Genomic DNA, 16,511 nt, shown 5'->3' on the forward strand with positions numbered 1-16,511 from the left:
TCCTCGCCGAGATCCAGAGCGGCGAGTTCGCCACCACCTGGATGGCCGAGTACAAGGCCGGCCTGCCCAAGTACAACGAGTACAAGAAGGCCGACTCCGAGCACCTGCTGGAGACCACCGGCAAGAAGCTCCGCAAGCTCATGAGCTGGGTCGACAGCGACGAGAGCTGATCCGTACGGGGGGCCGGGCCGGTACGCCGTCCCGGCCCCCCGCGGGCCGCTTGTCCACCCCGGCCAACCCCGGACGGGTGATCCTTCCGTACAGGCGGAATCCCGGCCCGGCTGCACCACTAGACTGCTGAATACAACGCGTCAGGCCCACAGTGTCGTGCGTCTTCCACGCGGCTACCCCCTCCACCGCCTGCGGCCGTCGGGACGGCCGTCCGCACTGGACTTGTGAGGACCCACGTGAGCTCGAAACCTGTCGTACTCATCGCCGAAGAGCTGTCGCCCGCCACCGTCGAGGCGCTCGGCCCGGACTTCGAGATCCGGCACTGCAACGGCGCCGACCGCGCGGAGCTGCTCCCCGCGATCGTGGACGTCGACGCCATCCTGGTGCGCTCCGCGACCAAGGTCGACGCGGAGGCCATCGCGGCCGCCCGGAAGCTGAAGGTCGTCGCCCGCGCCGGCGTCGGCCTGGACAACGTGGACGTCTCGTCCGCGACCAAGGCCGGCGTGATGGTCGTGAACGCCCCGACCTCCAACATCGTCACCGCCGCCGAGCTCGCCTGCGGTCTCCTCGTCGCCTCCGCCCGCAACATTCCGCAGGCCAACACCGCCCTGAAGAACGGCGAGTGGAAGCGGAACAAGTACACGGGCGTCGAGCTCAGCGAGAAGACCCTCGGTGTCGTCGGCCTCGGCCGCATCGGCGTCCTGGTCGCGCAGCGCATGTCGGCCTTCGGCATGAAGATCGTCGCGTACGACCCCTACGTACAGCCCGCGCGCGCCGCCCAGATGGGCGTCAAGATGCTGACGCTGGACGAGCTGCTGGAGGTCGCCGACTTCATCACCGTGCACCTGCCCAAGACCCCCGAGACCCTCGGTCTCATCGGGGACGAGGCCCTGCACAAGGTGAAGCCGTCCGTCCGCATCGTCAACGCCGCCCGCGGCGGGATCGTGGACGAGGCCGCGCTCTACTCGGCGATCAAGGAGGGCAGGGTCGCCGGCGCCGGTCTCGACGTCTACGCGAAGGAGCCCTGCACCGACTCCCCGCTCTTCGAGCTCGACCAGGTCGTCTGCACCCCGCACCTCGGCGCGTCCACGGACGAGGCCCAGGAGAAGGCCGGCATCGCCGTCGCCAAGTCCGTGCGCCTCGCGCTCGCCGGCGAGCTGGTGCCGGACGCGGTCAACGTCCAGGGCGGCGTCATCGCCGAGGACGTCCGGCCCGGCCTGCCGCTCGCCGAGAAGCTCGGCCGCATCTTCACCGCCCTCGCGGGCGAGGTCGCGGTCCGCCTCGACGTCGAGGTCTGCGGCGAGATCACCCAGCACGACGTCAAGGTGCTGGAGCTCTCCGCCCTCAAGGGCGTCTTCGAGGACGTCGTCGACGAGACGGTCTCCTACGTCAACGCCCCGCTGTTCGCGCAGGAGCGCGGTGTCGAGGTGCGCCTGACCACCAGCTCGGAGTCCCCGGACCACCGCAACGTGGTGACCGTGCGCGGCACCCTGGCCGACGGGCAGGAGGTCTCGGTCTCCGGCACGCTCGCGGGCCCGAAGCACCTCCAGAAGATCGTCGGCATCGGCGAGTACGACGTGGACCTGGCGCTCGCCGACCAGATGCTGGTGCTGCGCTACACCGACCGCCCGGGCGTGGTCGGCACCGTCGGCCGCATCCTCGGCGAGGCCGGCCTGAACATCGCGGGCATGCAGGTCGCCCGTGCCGAGGAGGGCGGCGAGGCGCTCGGCGTGCTCACCGTCGACGCCGAGGTGCCGGTGAACGTGGTCGCGGAGATCTCCGCGGAGATCGGCGCCGTGTCGGCGCGTACGGTCAGCCTCACCTGACGACCGTGATCGCCTGATCTTAAGGGCGAAAGCTGCGCCAGGATCGCGAGAAGGGCCCGGGGTCAGACCCCGGGCCCTTTTCTCGCTCCCGTACGCCGGTCAGAGCGTGACGGCCGCGCGCTCCTCGGCCTGCTCCGCGGGCCCGGCGGCCGGGGCGGTCAGCCCCCGCATCAGGGCCACGGCCAGCACACCGGCCCCGACCAGCAGGACCGCGCCGCCGCAGGCCGCGTACTGCATGCCGTGCACGAAGGCGTCCCTGGCCAGGTCCAGCACCTGCCCGCCCGCCTCGCCGCCGAGCTGCCGGGCGGTGGCGACCGCGCCGCCCAGGGTCTCCCGTACGGCCGCGGGTTCGGTGCCGGCCAGGTCGCTGCGGTAGACGGCGGTGCCGAGGCTGCCGAGTACCGCCATGCCCAGCGCCCCGCCGAACTCCGAACCGGTCTCCAGCAGGGAGGCGGCGGAGCCGGCCTTCTCGGCCGGGGCGGCCCCGAGGGCCATGTCGGAGACCAGCGACAGGACGATGACCAGGCCCGATGCGAGCACCCCCGCGCCGACGAGCAGCAGCCACAGGGAGTCGGAGCCGACCAGGCTGATCAGGGTGAATCCGGCGGCGCCGATGAGGAAGCCGCCACCGATGACGTAGGCGCGGTCGACGGTGCGGGCGACGGCGCCCGCGAGAGGAGCCGCGGCGCCGATGGCGACCGACGGGGCGAGGCTCCACAGGGCGGCCTCCAGGGTGCCCATGCCGAGCACCGACTGCAGGTACTGGGTGGTGAAGTAGGCCGAGCCCATGATGGCGAAGGCCGCGATGGTGTTCAGCAGAATGCCGGCGCCGAAGCCGCGGCTGCGGAACAGGGCCCGGCTGACCATGGCGTCCTCACGGGTGCGCTGGCGGCGGACGAAGACGAACCCGACGAGCAGGCCCAGCGCGATGCAGCCGCCGCGGCCGGGGGACCACCCCTCGGCGGCGATCTCCTTCAGGCCGTAGACGACGGGAAGCACGCTGCCCATCGACAGCGGCACGCTCAGCAGGTCGAAGCGGCCGGGCGCCGGGTCCTTGAACTCGGGCACCAGCACCGGGACCAGGGTCAGCAGGAGCAGCATCGCGGGCACGTTGACCAGGAAGACCGAGCCCCACCAGAAGTGGTCCAGCATCACACCGCTCATCACGGAGCCGAGTGCGATGCCGCCGGTCATGGCGGCGGACCAGAGGCCGATGGCCCGGCCGCGCTGCCCGGCGTCCTGGAAGAGGTTGCGGACGAGGCCCAGCGTGGACGGCATCAGGGTCGCGCCGCCGATGCCGAGCAGGACGCGGGCCAGGATCAGCAGTTCGGCGCTCGGGGCGTAGGCGGCGAGCGTGGAGGCGAGCCCGAAGGCGGCCGCCCCGATCAGCAGCAGTTTCCGCCGGCCGATCCGGTCACCGAGCGAACCCATCGTGATGAGCAGTCCGGCGAGCGCGAAGGCGTAGCTGTCGAAGATCCAGAGCTGCTGGGTGGAGCTCGGGTCGAGCTCCCGGGTGATGGCCGGGATGGCGAAGTAGAGGACGGAGACGTCCATGGAGACCAGGAGCAGCGGAAGGAGGAGAACGGTGAAGGCGGTCCACTCCCGGCGGCCGGCACGTGCGGCGGAGTTCGTCATGAGCAGGACGGTACAAGGCTTCTATACGTCTGTCTAGTACGAGCGTATAGAACTGCCGTCTGGGACGGCTGTCTTGATACGGTGGGCGGCATGGGACATCGTGAGGATCTGCTCGCAGGCGCCAAGCAGTGCCTGGTCGACAAGGGGTTCGTGCGCACCACGGCGCGCGACATCGTGAAGGCCTCAGGCACCAATCTGGCGTCGATCGGCTACCACTACGGCTCGAAGGACGCCCTGCTCACCCAGGCGTTCATCGAGCTCATCCAGGAATGGGGCGAGGGCTTCCAGGGCGGCCTGGGCGGCCAAGGCGGTTCGCTGGAGCGCTTCCGCGCCGTCTGGGACGGGGTCCTGTCGCAGCAGGAGAAGGCCGGACCGATCTGGTCGGCCAGCCTGGAAGTGGCGCTGAGCGGGGACCGGTTGCCCGATCTGCGCAGCATGCTCGCGGCCTCCCAGGTGGAGGGACGCAAGGGCATGATCGCGATGTTCACCGGGCGGCCCGAGGAGGAGCTGACGGAACGGGACGTCCGGACGCTGGGCACCTTTTACCAGGCGCTGCTCAACGGCCTGATGATCCAGTGGCTCTTCGACCCGGAATCGGCCGCCACGCCGGAGGAGTTCACGGAGGGCATGCGGCAGGCCGCGCAGGCGCTGACGCGGCCTCAGGGGGAACCGGACGCGGCCGCGGAGTAGGCGGCAGGCGGCGAGAGGGCCGGTATCCGGGAAGGACCGGATCCCGGGCGGTCTCGGGGTCCCTCAGGCCATACGGGCGGACTTGAGCGCCATGTGGAGCAGCAGGCGGTCCTCGCCCTCGTCCAGATCGAGGCCGGTCAGCTGCTCCACCCGGTTCAGGCGGTAGTACAGGGTCTGGCGGTGGACGCCCAGGGCCGCCGCCGCCCGGCCCGCCTGGCCCGCGCAGTCCAGGAAGACCTCGGCGGTACGGGCCAGTTCCCGGTGCGCGGGGGCCAGCAGGGCCCGCGCCGCCGGGTCGTCCACCGGCTCGCCGGCCGCGAGCACCGCCAGCATCCGGTACGGGCCGATCTCCGCCCACCGCGCCACCGGGCCGAAGCGGGGCTGCGCCGCGCCGGCCCGCGCTGCCGCCGAGGCCTGGCCCCAGGCGTCGGCGAGCTCCGCCAATCCCCTGCGGGGCTCGGCGATGCCGGCGGTCCGCGCGCTGTGCGCGGCGCCCGCCGGGGCCCCCGCCGGGGCGGACGGCCCGAGCAGCCGGGTCGCCGCGGTCACGGCCGGGGCCAGGACGTCCGCCGAGCGCAGCCGGACCAGCACGGCGAGCGCCTGCCCGGCCTCCGGTCCGCCCGCCGGCCCCGTGGCCGAGGGACCGGACCCGCCGACGCCGCCCGCCGTCGGCCCCGCCCCGGACCCGGCACCCGGCCCCGCCCCGGAGCCCGGCCGCGCGACGGCCCCGGACCCGGCAACGGTTCCGGACCCGGCGACGGCCCCGGCCCGCGCGCCCTGGCCGCCGGCCGGCACGGCCTCGTGTACGCGCCCCTGCCACGGGACCAGCGACACCGCGGCCGCGCCCGGGACCGACGCCGGAGCCTCCCCGGACCACGGCGCCACGCACACCACCGCGTGCAGCCCCTCCGCCCCCGGGCCCAGCGCCAGCCGGAGCGCGGCCACCGCCATGTCGTGCTGCCATCCGCGCCCGGCGGTGAGCACGGCCCGGAACTCCCGGGACAGGTCCGCCCCCGCCTTCGCCTCCTCGGCGAGCAGGATCCCGATCCGCTCGGCCACCTCCATCGCCGCGGCCAGGGCCTCCGGCCCGGGACCCGGCTCCCGGTCGAGCAGCCACACGTACCCCTGGACGATCCCGCGGTACCGCACGGGCAGGCAGATCCGCCCCCGGAAGACGCCCGCGTCCGGCGCCGCGGGGATCCGCACCGGCCCGGTGGCCCGGGCGATGCCGAAGCCCTCGAACCAGGCCCGCACGGCCGCCGTCGACTGGCGGGTCAGGATGGAGCGGGTCCGTACCGGGTCCATGGCCAGATCGTCGTCGCTGTCGTGCGCGCCGAAGGCGATGAGGCGGAAGTCCCGGTTCTCCAGCGTCGCCGGGGCGCCGAGCAGCGCCGAGATCTCGTCCACCAGGTCCTGGTAATCGCCCTTCACCCGGCCATTCTCCCACCCCGCCGCCCCGTCTTCAGACATATGTATGAGGCCGTCGGCACGGATGCGTGACAGCTGTCGATGGCAGAGGATCGTCTCGATCCTTAGGTTTCACGGTGGTTTTACATGCGTTTTCCTTACGGCCCCCGCCCACCCCCGCGGGAACCGGATGCCTGCTTCTGCCACCTGTTGGAGGTGCCCCGTGCTGGGTCCCGCGATCCTTGCCGCTTCTCGCAGCGAGAAGATGCGCCGTATCGTCTCCGCCGCCCCGGTGACCAAGCCCGTGGTGAACCGTTTCATCCCCGGTGAGACGGTCGACGAGGTCATCCCGATCGTCCGGGACCTCACGCAGAAGGGCCTGGAGGTCACCCTCGACGTGGTGGGTGAGGACATCACCACGGTGGAGCAGTCCCACGCCGCGCGTGACGCCTACCTTGAGCTCATCGAGCGCCTCGCCGCCCTGGGCCTGGGCGAGAAGGCCGAGATGTCGGTCAAGCTGTCGATGTTCGGCCAGGCGCTGGACGGCGGCCACGAGCTCGCGCTCGCCAACGTCCGCCCGGTCGTCGAGGCCGCCGCCGCGATCGGCACCACCGTCACGCTGGACGCCGAGGACCACACCACCCTCGACTCGATGTTCGCGATCCACGAGGAACTGCGCCGGGACTTCCCGCAGACCGGCTGTGTGATCCAGGCCTACCTCTTCCGCACGGAGGCCGACGCCCGCCGCCTGGCCGCCGCCGGCAGCCGCGTCCGGATCGTGAAGGGCGCGTACAAGGAGCCCGCCGAGGTCGCCTACCAGGACAAGACCGAGATCGACAAGGCGTACGTCCGCATCCTGAAGATCCTGATGGACGGCGAGGGCTACCCGATGATCGGGTCCCACGATCCGCGGCTGATCGCCATCGGACAGGAGCTCGCCCGCAAGGCCGGGCGCAAACTGGACGAGTACGAGTTCCAGATGCTGTACGGCATCCGCAGCGAGGAGCACCTGCGGCTGGCCGCCGAGGGACACCGCATGCGCGTCTACACCGCGTACGGGACGGACTGGTACGGCTACTTCATGCGGCGCCTCGCGGAGAAGCCGGCCAACCTGCTCTTCTTCCTCCGCTCGATGATCACCAAGAACTAGGTCCCAAGAACAAGGTCAAGGAGTTGCCAGACCCATGGATGCTGTGACCCAGGTCCCCGCCCCGGTCAACGAGCCGGTCCACTCGTACGCCCCCGGCAGCGCCGAGCGCGTGCGGCTCGAAGAGCAGCTCAAGCAGCTGTCCGAGAACCCGATCGACTTGCCGATGACCATCAACGGCGTCAAGCGGATGGGCGGCGGTGAGCGCTTCGACGTGGTCCAGCCGCACGACCACAAGTCCGTGCTCGGCACCTTCGCCAACGCCACCGAGGCCGACGCGCAGGACGCCATCGACGCCGCCCTCGCCGCCGCCCCGGCCTGGCGCTCGATGTCCTTCGACGACCGCGCCGCGATCATCCTGCGCGCCGCCGAGCTGCTGTCCGGCCCGTGGCGCGAGAAGATGGCCGCCTCGACGATGCTGGGCCAGTCGAAGACCGCGCAGCAGGCCGAGATCGACACCCCGTGCGAGCTCGTCGACTTCTGGCGCTTCAACGTGCACTTCGCCCGCCAGATCCTGGCCGAGCAGCCGGTCGCGAACTCCGCCGGCGTGTGGAACCGCAGCGACCACCGCCCGCTGGAGGGCTTCGTCTACGCGATCACGCCGTTCAACTTCACGGCCATCGCCGGCAACCTGCCGACCGCCCCTGCCCTCATGGGCAACGTGGTCGTCTGGAAGCCGTCCCCGACGCAGACCCACTCCGCGGTCCTCCTGATGGAGCTGCTGGAGGAGGCCGGCCTGCCCAAGGGCGTCATCAACCTGGTGACGGGCGACGGCATCGCCGTCTCCGAGGTGGCCCTGAACCACCCCGAGCTGGCGGGCATCCACTTCACCGGCTCGACCAAGACCTTCCAGTACCTGTGGAAGACGGTCGGCAACAACATCGAGAAGTACAAGTCCTACCCGCGCCTGGTCGGCGAGACCGGCGGCAAGGACTTCGTCGTCGCGCACCCGTCCGCGGACCGCGCCGTCCTGAAGACCGCCCTGACCCGCGGCTCCTTCGAGTTCCAGGGCCAGAAGTGCTCGGCGTCCTCCCGCGCCTACGTCCCGGCCTCGATCTGGAACGACGGCTTCAAGGAGGCCTTCGCCGCCGAGGTCGACGGCATCACCATGGGTGACGTCCGCGACCTGTCGAACTTCATCGGCGCCGTGATCGACGAGCGCTCGTTCGCGAAGAACAAGGCCGCGATCGACCGTGCCAAGGCCGACCCGACCTGCACGATCATCGCGGGCGGCACGTACGACGACTCGGAGGGCTACTTCGTCCGCCCGACCGTCATCGCGTGCACCGACCCGGAGAACGAGGTCTTCACGACCGAGTACTTCGGCCCGATCCTCGCGGTGTACGTCTACGAGGACGAGAAGTTCGACGAGATGCTCGCGCAGATGGAGGCGGTCTCGGCCTACGCGCTGACCGGCTCGATCATCGCCGCCGACCGCTACGCGGCCGCGGACGCGATGGAGAAGCTCCGCTTCGCGGCGGGCAACTTCTACATCAACGACAAGTCGACCGGCGCCGTGGTCGGCCAGCAGCCCTTCGGCGGCGGCCGCGCCTCGGGCACCAACGACAAGGCGGGCGCGGCGACGAACCTGCAGCGCTGGACCTCGACCCGCTCCATCAAGGAGACCCTGGTCGCGCCGACGGACTACACCTACCCCCACATGGGCTGACCCCCCACCCCCTGAGCCCCGCCCCCGTCCCGGTACCCCCAAGTCCGGAACGGGGGCGGTTCCAGTTCCCGCCCCCGGGCGGTGAGGGAGCGCAGCGCCCGCGGGGAACCGTGCCGGGCCGGCGGACCGTCATGATCCACGGTCCGTTGAGTGCCGGGAGGGGCGGTGGGTATGGCGAGCGAGGGTCGGTTCCTGGAGTGGGACGGCTGTTTCAACGTGCGCGATCTGGGGGGCCTGGGGCGGGTCGCCCGGGGGGCCCTGGTCCGTGCGGACCGGCTCGACGCGCTCAGCGCACGCGGCTGGGCCGCCCTGGCCGGGTATGGCATACGTACCGTGGTGGACCTGCGCAACGATGACGAGACCGGCGGGGACCGCTCGCCCCGCCCGGCCGGCGTCCGTACGGTCCGGATCCCGCTCGACGGGACCGAACACCGGGACTTCTGGGACCACTGGTGGGATACGCCGGGTTTCGGGACGCCCGCGTACTTCCGGCCCTTCCTGGAACGCTTCCCGGACCGGGTGGCAGCCGTCCTGCGCGCGGTCGCCGAGGCGCCGCCCGGGGGAGTGGCCTTCCACTGCGGCCTCGGCCGGGACCGCACCGGGATCATCGCCCTGGTCCTGCTGCGGCTGGCGGGGGCCACCCCCGAAGAGATCGCCGCGGACCACGGGCTGAGCGAAGCCCGGGTGCGCGCCATGTACGCCGCTCAGGGGCGGCGGTACGACGCCGGCGTGATCGAGGAGTACGTGACCGGCCTCGGCACCACCGTCCACGGCCTGGCCCTCGACGCGGCCCGGTGGCTGGACGCCGGGGCGTACCTGGCGGATGCCGGGCTCGGCCCCGCGACGGTGGAACGGCTGGGCGAGCGGCTGCGCGGGCGATAGGCGGGTGACGGGCGCGGCCCGGCGGCGTTCGAGCCGTCAGGCCCGGGGGTGTGGTCAGCCCGAGGTGCTGGGGGTGCCCGTTTCGATGTGGCCCGTGTAGCGGCGGGACCAGGTGCCGTCGTTGTCCGCCAGGATCGTGAAGTCGTACCAGCCGTTGCTGTAGGCCACCGCGTTGAAGTAGTCCTCCCGGGAGGAGCCGGCGGGGACTCTGTAGGTCCACGGGCCGTCCGCGCGGTAGGCGTTCGCGCGGATCGTGAAGGTGACCGCGGCCGAGGACCTGTTGTTCATCGTGAAGTAGACCGCGGCCTTGCCCGTGCCCGGTTCGACCGCGAAGCGGGCCGCCACCTCGATGTCCTTGCCCGCCTTCGACGCGTCGCCGATGAACCGCCGCAGGAAGCGGTTCGGCCCGTACATCGAGATGTCGTACTTGCCCGAGCCGCTGCCGAGCCCGATGCTGAAGTAGTCCGTCGAGGTGGCCCCCGGGTCGACCGTGTACTGCCAGGCCGTCGTGTCCCGGTACTGGTGCGGGTGGATCGAGAAGTGCGCCGCCCGCTTCGCCTGCGCACCCTGGTTGGTCATCGAGAACCAGGCCAGGATCTTGCCGGCCGCCCCGAACTCGAAGCGGTCCAGATTGCCGTTCACCTGGTACGGAAGGGCCCGCGCGGGCCGGGTCCCCGGCTCCTGCACCGGCAGCGCGTTGTCCTGCGGCGCCGGGTTGGGCAGCGGGCCGCAGGTCGACTGGCCGATCACCTTGGCGGTGGACGGCAGCCCGGAGGGGACCCCGTACACCGGGTGCGCGAAGTCGAAGACGCCCGTCAGGTCGCCCACCACCTTGCGGCGCCAGGCGCTGATGTTCGGGCAGAGCGCGGGCGTGCCCAGCGCCGTCGTCCACGTCTCCATGAAGCGGAGCACCGAGGTGTGGTCGAAGACCTCCGAGCTGACCCAGCCGCCCCGCGTCCAGGGGGACATGACCAGCATCGGCACCCGGAAGCCGAGCCCGATCGGCACGCCGTCGATGTACTCGCCCGGGGTGCCCGGCGGGGCTACCGGCGGCGCGACGTGGTCGAAGAAGCCGTCGTTCTCGTCGTAGTTGAGGAAGAGGACGGTGGAGTCGAAGACCTCCGGGTTCGCGGAGAGCGCCCGGTAGACCAGGTCCACGAAGTGCGCGCCGTCGCCGGGCGGGGCGTACGGGTGCTCCGAGAACGCCTCGTTCGCCACGACCCAGGAGACCTGCGGCAGCGTGCCCGCGACGACGTCCGCGCGGATCGCGGCCGCGATGTCGTCGGGTGTGGAGCCCGTGACCTTGGGGACGGAGGCCATGCCGCGGTCCCACAGCGGATTGCCGGGCCCCGCGTCCGTGAACTTCTTGAAGTAGGCCAGACCGTTGTCCCCGTAGTTGTCCTGGGCGTTCTGGTAGACCTTCCAGCTCAGGCCGGCCCGCTGGAGGGCCTCCGCGTACGTCTCCCAGGTCAGCCCGGACTCGTCGCCGCCGTCCTTGCTGCCCGCGTCGACCTTGCCGCTCCACAGGAAGGTGCGGTTGGGGCCGGTCGCGCTCAGCGCCGAGCAGAAGTACGCGTCGCAGATGGTGTAGTTGTCGGCGAGCCCGTAGTGGAAGGGGATGTCGCCGCGGTCCAGGTAGCCGAGCGTACGGGTGTTGCCGACGCCGGTGACCCAGTTGTCCATCCGGCCCTTGTTCCAGGCGGCGTGCTGCGAGGTCCAGCTGTGCGGCAGGTCCCCGTTGCACTGCGCCAGGGTCTCGCCGTCCACCCCGCCCGCGGGCGGGGTCGCGGAGAGCTTCCACGGGTAGTGGCGGCCGCCCCAGTCGGGCTGGTTGAAGGTGCCCCAGCCGCCCGGGATGTTGCCTGCGGCGCGGTCGCCGAACCCGCGAACACCCTTCAGCCTGCCGAAGTAGTGGTCGAAGCTGCGGTTCTCCTGCATCAGGATCACCACGTGCTCCACATCGGTGATCGTGCCGGTCGCGGCGGCCGCGGCCGCCGAAGCCGGTGCGATCGCGGGCAGTGCCGCCCCGGCCACCAGCCCGGCGCCGATTCCCACGAAACCTCTGCGGCTGATCGGTGTCACTGGCCCCTCGCCTCCAACTCACTTGCCCCGACGGCACATTGACGCACAGGGTGACGGGCTCCGGGCCAAAGGTCTACATCCGTGCGGTAAGGAGTCGGTGAACATCGCGGTGGCTGGAATCAGTCCCCTACGCGGACCAGCATCTTGCCGAGGTTGTCCCCTCGGAGCATGCCCAGAAATGCTTCCACGGTGTGATCGAATCCCTGTACAACGGTGGTGTCGGTGCCGATGCGGCCACTGCGCAGGTGGGGCACGAGGAAGTCCTCCAGCTCGTCCTGGAGATTGGTGTGATTGCGAACCAATACCCCTTCCATGCGCAGGGACTTGTGCACGACCTCGAAGAGGTTGCGCGGGGCGGCCGGGGAGCGGTCCCCGTTGTATATCGAGATCGCGCCGACCCAGGCGATGCGCCCGTACTCGCGCAGGCCGTCGATCGCGCCCTCCAGGTGGTCCCCGCCGACGTTGTCCACGTACACGTCGATGCCCTCGGGCGCGGCCTTCGCCAGCTGCTCGCCGACCGGGCCGTCGTGGTAGTCGAAGGCCGCGTCGAAGCCGAGGACCTCGGTGAGGTGGCGGACCTTCGCCGCCGAGCCCGCGCTGCCGATGATCCGTCGCGCCCCCAGCAGCCGCGCGATGTGGCCGGTCGCGGTGCCGACCCCGCCCGCCGCGGCGGAGACGAAGAGGTCCTCCCCCTCCCGCAGCCCGGCGGTCCGGGTCAGGGCGGCGTACGCGGTCAGGCCGGTGCCGCCGAGGACGCTCAGGTACGCCTCCAGGGGGACGCCCTCGTGGCCGCGGAGCTTGCGGGTGCCGTCCACGCCCAGGGTGACGAGGGCATGCGTACGCCAGCCCTCGCGGTGGAAGACCAGGTCGCCCGCGCGCAGCCCGGGGTCCCGGGAGGCGAGCACCCGGCCCACCGCCCGGCCCTCCAGCGGGGCGTTCAGCTCGAAGCCGCCTTCGCCGCCGTCCATCAGCCCGCGGTGGTACGGGTCCACCGAGAGCAGCAGGTTCTCCACCAGGGCGGTGCCCGGAGCGGGGGAGGGGATGGGCGCGGAGACGCAGGCGAAGTCGGTGGCGGCGGGGAAGCCGGCGGGGCGGGCGATCTGGTGGACGGCGAAAGCGGTGTTCTCGGTCATGGCGAGGACGTTAGGAAGGAATCACGGGGCCGGGCAGAGGGTTGGGCTCATGGAAGCCGCACACAGGTGAAATCTGCTCATAGAACGAGGTGAGAGTCCCAGTGGCCGAGCTCGCTCCGCATGAACTCCGCGTCCTGGTCGCCGTCTGCGAGACCGGCTCCTTCTCGGGGGCGGCCGTCCGCCTCGGCCTCACCCAGTCGGCGGTCTCGCACTCCGTGCGCGGCAGCGAGGCCAAGGTGGGCGCCGTGCTCTTCGAGCGCGGGCGCAGCGGCGCCTCGCCCACGCCGGCGGGGGAGCGGGCCGTCGCCCTCGCCCGCCGGATCCTGCGGCTCCACGAGGTCCTCGGCGCGGAGGTCCGCGGCGTGGCCGGCGGCTCCGCCGGGGCCGCGGACGGGGTGCTGCGCATCGCCGCGTTCCGCAGCGCGGCCCTGCACCTGCTGCCCCCGGCACTGGAACGGCTGACCGCCCGGCACCCCGGCATCCGCCCCGAGGTCCGGGTGGTGCGTGAACTCGGCGCCGGCACCGCCGGGGAGGTGGCCGCGGGCCGCGCCGACCTCGGCATCGCCACGCTGGGCGCCGACGGGGACGGGGCGCAGGCCGGGGTCACCGGTCTGCTGACGGGGGTGCTCACCGAGGAGGCGTACGCCCTGGTCCACCCGGTCGGCCACCCGGACCCGAAGTCGCTGCCGCTGCTGGACTGGGACGAGAACTGCGGGTCGTACACCCGGGCCTGGTGGCAGGCCCAGGACTGGATCCCCGGGGCCACCGTCAAGGCCGAGGACGACGCCATGGTGCTCACCATGGTGGGACGGGGACTCGGCATGGCGATCCTGCCGGAACTCTCGCTGCGCGAGGCCGGCGACACCGTGCAGATCACCGATCTGGGCCCTGCGAGGCCGGTGAGGCGCGTGGGATACGTCACCACACCGGAATCCGCCGCCACCCTCGCGGTAAGGGCTCTGATCAGGGAACTCCGCTCCGAACAGGGCTGAAACCGGATTCGCGGCCCGGTCCCTCCAGGGCTTCGGCCGTCTCAGATAGTAGGAAGTCCGAGTAATTGCGGAGACATACAGCGGGAGCTGGCCTAGCTTTGTAGGAGCCGAACGTCTCGCTGATCCGGCGAATGGCGGCCGATGGCGCGCGCCCCTGGCAGGCAACCCCTGCCGCGCATCCGCCCCCGCCCCTTCCGGCGCCTTGAAGGAACCCCTCATCCGTGGCCCCGCCACGCCGTGATCTCAAGGAGTCGATCACCATGACCGCACGTACCGCAGCCCGCCGCGTCCGCCACTCCTCCTCCGCCGACGCCGACCGCAAGAACGCCGCCGCCGCCCTCCAGCGCGCCCTGGACCGCCGGGACAACGGCGGATCCACCGGCCACTGACGGCCGCCCGCACCAGCAGGCCCGGGACATATTGCGTCCAGATGGTGGACGCAATATGTCTGAGGGCTGGGACACGGAGTACGGTTCCGTCATGTCGACCAGCATCAATCTCGCAGTGATCCCCGGTGATGGCATCGGCCAGGAAGTCGTGGCTCAGGGCCTCAAGGTCCTTACCGCGGTCCTGCCCCAGGATGTGAAGCTGGAGACCAAGCAGTACGACCTCGGTGCCCAGCGCTGGCACCGCACCGGTGAGACCCTCCCGGACGCGGAGCTGGAGGCCCTGGGGCACCACGACGCGATCCTGCTGGGCGCCATCGGCGACCCGTCGGTCCCGTCGGGCGTGCTGGAGCGGGGCCTGCTGCTCAAGCTCCGCTTCGCCTTCGACCACTTCATCAACCTGCGCCCCTCGAAGCTCTTCCCGAACACGGCCACCCCGCTCGCCGGCCGTCCGGAGATCGACTTCGTCGTGGTCCGCGAGGGCACCGAAGGCCCGTACACCGGCAACGGCGGCAGCCTGCGCACCGGCACTCCCGCCGAGGTGGCCACCGAGGTCAGCATCAACACCGCGTACGGCGTGGAGCGCGTCGTCCGCGACGCGTACGAGCGGGCCAACGCCCGCCCCCGCAAGAAGCTGACGCTGGTCCACAAGAACAACGTCCTCGTGTACGCGGGCCACATGTGGAAGAACATCTTCGACAAGGTGGGCCGGGAGTACCCCGAGGTCACCACCGACTACCTGCACGTCGACGCCGCGACGATCTTCTTCGTCACGCAGCCCGAGCGCTTCGACGTCATCGTCACCGACAACCTCTTCGGTGACATCCTCACCGACCTGGCCGCCGCCGTGACCGGCGGAATCGGCCTGGCCGCCTCCGGGAACATCAACCCGACCGGCGCGTTCCCGTCCATGTTCGAGCCCGTCCACGGCTCGGCCCCGGACATCGCGGGCACCGGCAAGGCCGACCCCACCGCGACGATCCTGTCCGTCGCCCTCATGCTGCGCCACCTGGGTTACGAGGCCCAGGCCGCCCGCATCGAGGACGCGGTCTCCGCCGACCTGGCGGAGCGCGACGGCACCTTCCGCTCCACCGACCAGATCGGCGACGCGCTCGCCGCTCGGGTAGCCGGCTGACCCGGCAGCTCCACCTCAGGAAGCCGCCGGGTCGCGCGACCGACGCCCCCGGCGGCTTTTCCTGTACGGCCCCGGGTGCCACCATCTCCCCTGGGCCGCATACTCCCCGTTTCACCGCAGCGAGGCCTCGCGTGATAATCGAACGCGAGGCCGCGGAATGCGGGGATGCTCGGACGTCCTAGTACGCCGTGAGCGCGGTCCGCCATACACAACCGGTGAAGGACAAGCACTCATGACGACGCCCACGATCGAGCTCAAGCCCTCCTCGAACCCGCTGTCCGACGCGGAGCGCGAGGCGATCCTGGCCAGCCCCGGCTTCGGCCGCCACTTCACCGACCACATGGTGACGATCAAGTGGACCGAGGGCCGCGGCTGGCACGACGCCGAGCTGGTCCCGTACGCGCCGCTGTCGGTCGACCCGGCGAACATGACCCTGCACTACGCGCAGACGATCTTCGAGGGCCTCAAGGCCTACCGCCAGCCCGACGGCACCGTCGCCACCTTCCGCCCGCAGGCCAACGCCGAGCGCTTCCAGGCCTCCGCCCGCCGGATGGCCATGCCGGAGCTGCCGACCGAGCTGTTCATCGAGGCCTGCGACGCGCTCATCAAGCAGGACCGGGCCTGGGTGCCCTCCTCCGGCGAGGCCTCCCTGTACCTGCGCCCGTTCATGTTCGCGTCCGAGGTCGGCCTGGGCGTCCGCCCGGCCAACGAGTTCCTGTTCATGGTCATCGCCTCGCCCGCCGGCGCGTACTTCCCCGGTGGCGTCAAGCCCGTCTCGGTCTGGCTGTCCGAGGAGTACGTCCGCGCCGTCAAGGGCGGTACGGGCGCGGCCAAGACCGGCGGCAACTACGCGGCCTCCCTCGTCGCCCAGGCCGAGGCCGCCTCGCACGGCTGCGACCAGGTGGTCTGGCTCGACGCCGTCGAGCGCCGCTGGATCGAGGAAATGGGCGGCATGAACCTGTACTTCGTGTACGGCGACCGCATCGTCACCCCGGAGCTGACCGGTTCGCTGCTGCCCGGCATCACCCGCGACTCGCTCCTCACCATCGCCCGCGACCTCGGCTACACCGCCGAGGAGGGACGCATCTCCACCGAGGACTGGAAGCGCGACAACGAGAACGGCACCCTGACCGAGGTCTTCGCCTGCGGCACCGCCGCCGTCATCACCCCGGTCGGCTCGGTCAAGTCCGAGCGCGCCCACTGGACCCAGGGCGACGGCGAGCCCGGCGAGGTCACCATGAAGCTGCGCAAGGCGCTGCTGGACCTCCAGACCGGCCACACCGCCGACACCCACGGCTGGATGCACCCGCTCGGCTAGAGCCCCGGCCCCACGAAAAGGCCCGCCGCCCCGGATCC

General features: G+C 71.4%; 13 protein-coding genes and 1 pseudogene. 10 read left to right on the plus strand and 4 right to left on the minus strand.

Going from position 1 to position 16,511, the window contains the following annotated elements:
* Both ABZ128_RS34310 and serA read left to right on the plus strand, forming a co-directional pair.
* Window positions 1-170, plus strand: a pseudogene (locus ABZ128_RS34310) (ketol-acid reductoisomerase); the annotation flags it as partial.
* Window positions 171-407: 237 nt separating this feature from the next.
* Window positions 408-1,997 (plus strand): phosphoglycerate dehydrogenase, encoded by a 1,590-nt coding sequence (gene serA / locus ABZ128_RS34315; protein WP_356853668.1) that lies wholly within the window; start codon window positions 408-410, stop codon window positions 1,995-1,997.
* 99 nt (window positions 1,998-2,096) lie between these two features.
* Here the strand turns inward: serA and ABZ128_RS34320 are convergent, their stop codons facing one another.
* Window positions 2,097-3,632, minus strand: a complete 1,536-nt coding sequence (locus ABZ128_RS34320) for an MFS transporter (protein ID WP_356853669.1) — start codon at window positions 3,630-3,632, stop codon at window positions 2,097-2,099.
* 90 nt (window positions 3,633-3,722) lie between these two features.
* Here ABZ128_RS34320 and ABZ128_RS34325 point away from each other — a divergent pair, with 90 nt between their 5' ends.
* Window positions 3,723-4,322 carry a helix-turn-helix domain-containing protein gene (locus ABZ128_RS34325; protein WP_356853670.1) on the plus strand — a complete coding sequence of 200 codons (600 nt, stop codon included), beginning with the start codon at window positions 3,723-3,725 and terminating at the stop codon, window positions 4,320-4,322.
* Between the two features lie 63 nt (window positions 4,323-4,385).
* Here the strand turns inward: ABZ128_RS34325 and ABZ128_RS34330 are convergent, their stop codons facing one another.
* Window positions 4,386-5,753, minus strand: coding sequence for a helix-turn-helix domain-containing protein (locus ABZ128_RS34330; protein ID WP_356853672.1), 1,368 nt, complete (start codon window positions 5,751-5,753; stop codon window positions 4,386-4,388).
* A gap of 199 nt (window positions 5,754-5,952) precedes the next feature.
* Here ABZ128_RS34330 and ABZ128_RS34335 point away from each other — a divergent pair, with 199 nt between their 5' ends.
* The 3 genes from ABZ128_RS34335 (at window position 5,953) to ABZ128_RS34345 (ending at window position 9,427) form a co-directional block, all read left to right on the plus strand.
* A complete protein-coding gene (locus ABZ128_RS34335; protein ID WP_356853675.1) occupies window positions 5,953-6,879 on the plus strand; it encodes a proline dehydrogenase family protein in 927 nt (308 codons plus the stop codon).
* Between the two features lie 34 nt (window positions 6,880-6,913).
* Window positions 6,914-8,545: an L-glutamate gamma-semialdehyde dehydrogenase gene (gene pruA / locus ABZ128_RS34340; protein WP_356853676.1), complete on the plus strand. Its 1,632-nt coding sequence runs from the start codon at window positions 6,914-6,916 to the stop codon at window positions 8,543-8,545.
* Between the two features lie 171 nt (window positions 8,546-8,716).
* Window positions 8,717-9,427 (plus strand): tyrosine-protein phosphatase, encoded by a 711-nt coding sequence (locus tag ABZ128_RS34345; RefSeq protein WP_356853678.1) that lies wholly within the window; start codon window positions 8,717-8,719, stop codon window positions 9,425-9,427.
* Window positions 9,428-9,481: 54 nt separating this feature from the next.
* On the opposite strand, the gene ABZ128_RS34350 is transcribed toward ABZ128_RS34345, so the two are convergent.
* On the minus strand, window positions 9,482-11,509 hold the full coding sequence (locus ABZ128_RS34350) for a phosphocholine-specific phospholipase C (RefSeq protein ID WP_356853680.1): 2,028 nt from the start codon (window positions 11,507-11,509) through the stop codon (window positions 9,482-9,484).
* 119 nt (window positions 11,510-11,628) lie between these two features.
* A complete protein-coding gene (locus ABZ128_RS34355) occupies window positions 11,629-12,642 on the minus strand; it encodes an NADP-dependent oxidoreductase (protein ID WP_356853681.1) in 1,014 nt (337 codons plus the stop codon).
* Between the two features lie 101 nt (window positions 12,643-12,743).
* Here ABZ128_RS34355 and ABZ128_RS34360 point away from each other — a divergent pair, with 101 nt between their 5' ends.
* From ABZ128_RS34360 to ABZ128_RS34375, 4 genes are all read left to right on the plus strand, one after another.
* Complete coding sequence (locus ABZ128_RS34360) at window positions 12,744-13,634, plus strand: LysR family transcriptional regulator (protein WP_356853683.1); 891 nt, start codon at window positions 12,744-12,746, stop codon at window positions 13,632-13,634.
* Between the two features lie 260 nt (window positions 13,635-13,894).
* Complete coding sequence (locus ABZ128_RS34365; RefSeq protein WP_356853685.1) at window positions 13,895-14,023, plus strand: hypothetical protein; 129 nt, start codon at window positions 13,895-13,897, stop codon at window positions 14,021-14,023.
* Between the two features lie 91 nt (window positions 14,024-14,114).
* Window positions 14,115-15,155 carry a 3-isopropylmalate dehydrogenase gene (locus ABZ128_RS34370; protein WP_356853687.1) on the plus strand — a complete coding sequence of 347 codons (1,041 nt, stop codon included), beginning with the start codon at window positions 14,115-14,117 and terminating at the stop codon, window positions 15,153-15,155.
* Window positions 15,156-15,387: 232 nt separating this feature from the next.
* A complete protein-coding gene (locus ABZ128_RS34375) occupies window positions 15,388-16,473 on the plus strand; it encodes a branched-chain amino acid aminotransferase (protein WP_356853688.1) in 1,086 nt (361 codons plus the stop codon).
* The last annotated feature ends 38 nt before the right edge of the window (window positions 16,474-16,511 follow it).

Source organism: Streptomyces sp. NPDC006326, from assembly GCF_040612915.1.
GTDB lineage: Bacteria > Actinomycetota > Actinomycetes > Streptomycetales > Streptomycetaceae > Streptomyces.

Excerpts from the sequence above, each read along its gene's own strand:
- ABZ128_RS34355 (WP_356853681.1), bottom strand. The coding sequence starts at position 12,642 with ATGACCGAGAACACCGCTTTCGCCGTCCACCAGATCGCCCGCCCCGCC.
- ABZ128_RS34320 (WP_356853669.1), bottom strand. The coding sequence starts at position 3,632 with ATGACGAACTCCGCCGCACGTGCCGGCCGCCGGGAGTGGACCGCCTTC.
- ABZ128_RS34325 (WP_356853670.1), top strand. The coding sequence starts at position 3,723 with ATGGGACATCGTGAGGATCTGCTCGCAGGCGCCAAGCAGTGCCTGGTC.
- ABZ128_RS34365 (WP_356853685.1), top strand. The coding sequence starts at position 13,895 with ATGACCGCACGTACCGCAGCCCGCCGCGTCCGCCACTCCTCCTCCGCC.
- ABZ128_RS34370 (WP_356853687.1), top strand. The coding sequence starts at position 14,115 with ATGTCGACCAGCATCAATCTCGCAGTGATCCCCGGTGATGGCATCGGC.
- pruA (WP_356853676.1), top strand. The coding sequence starts at position 6,914 with ATGGATGCTGTGACCCAGGTCCCCGCCCCGGTCAACGAGCCGGTCCAC.
- ABZ128_RS34345 (WP_356853678.1), top strand. The coding sequence starts at position 8,717 with ATGGCGAGCGAGGGTCGGTTCCTGGAGTGGGACGGCTGTTTCAACGTG.
- ABZ128_RS34375 (WP_356853688.1), top strand. The coding sequence starts at position 15,388 with ATGACGACGCCCACGATCGAGCTCAAGCCCTCCTCGAACCCGCTGTCC.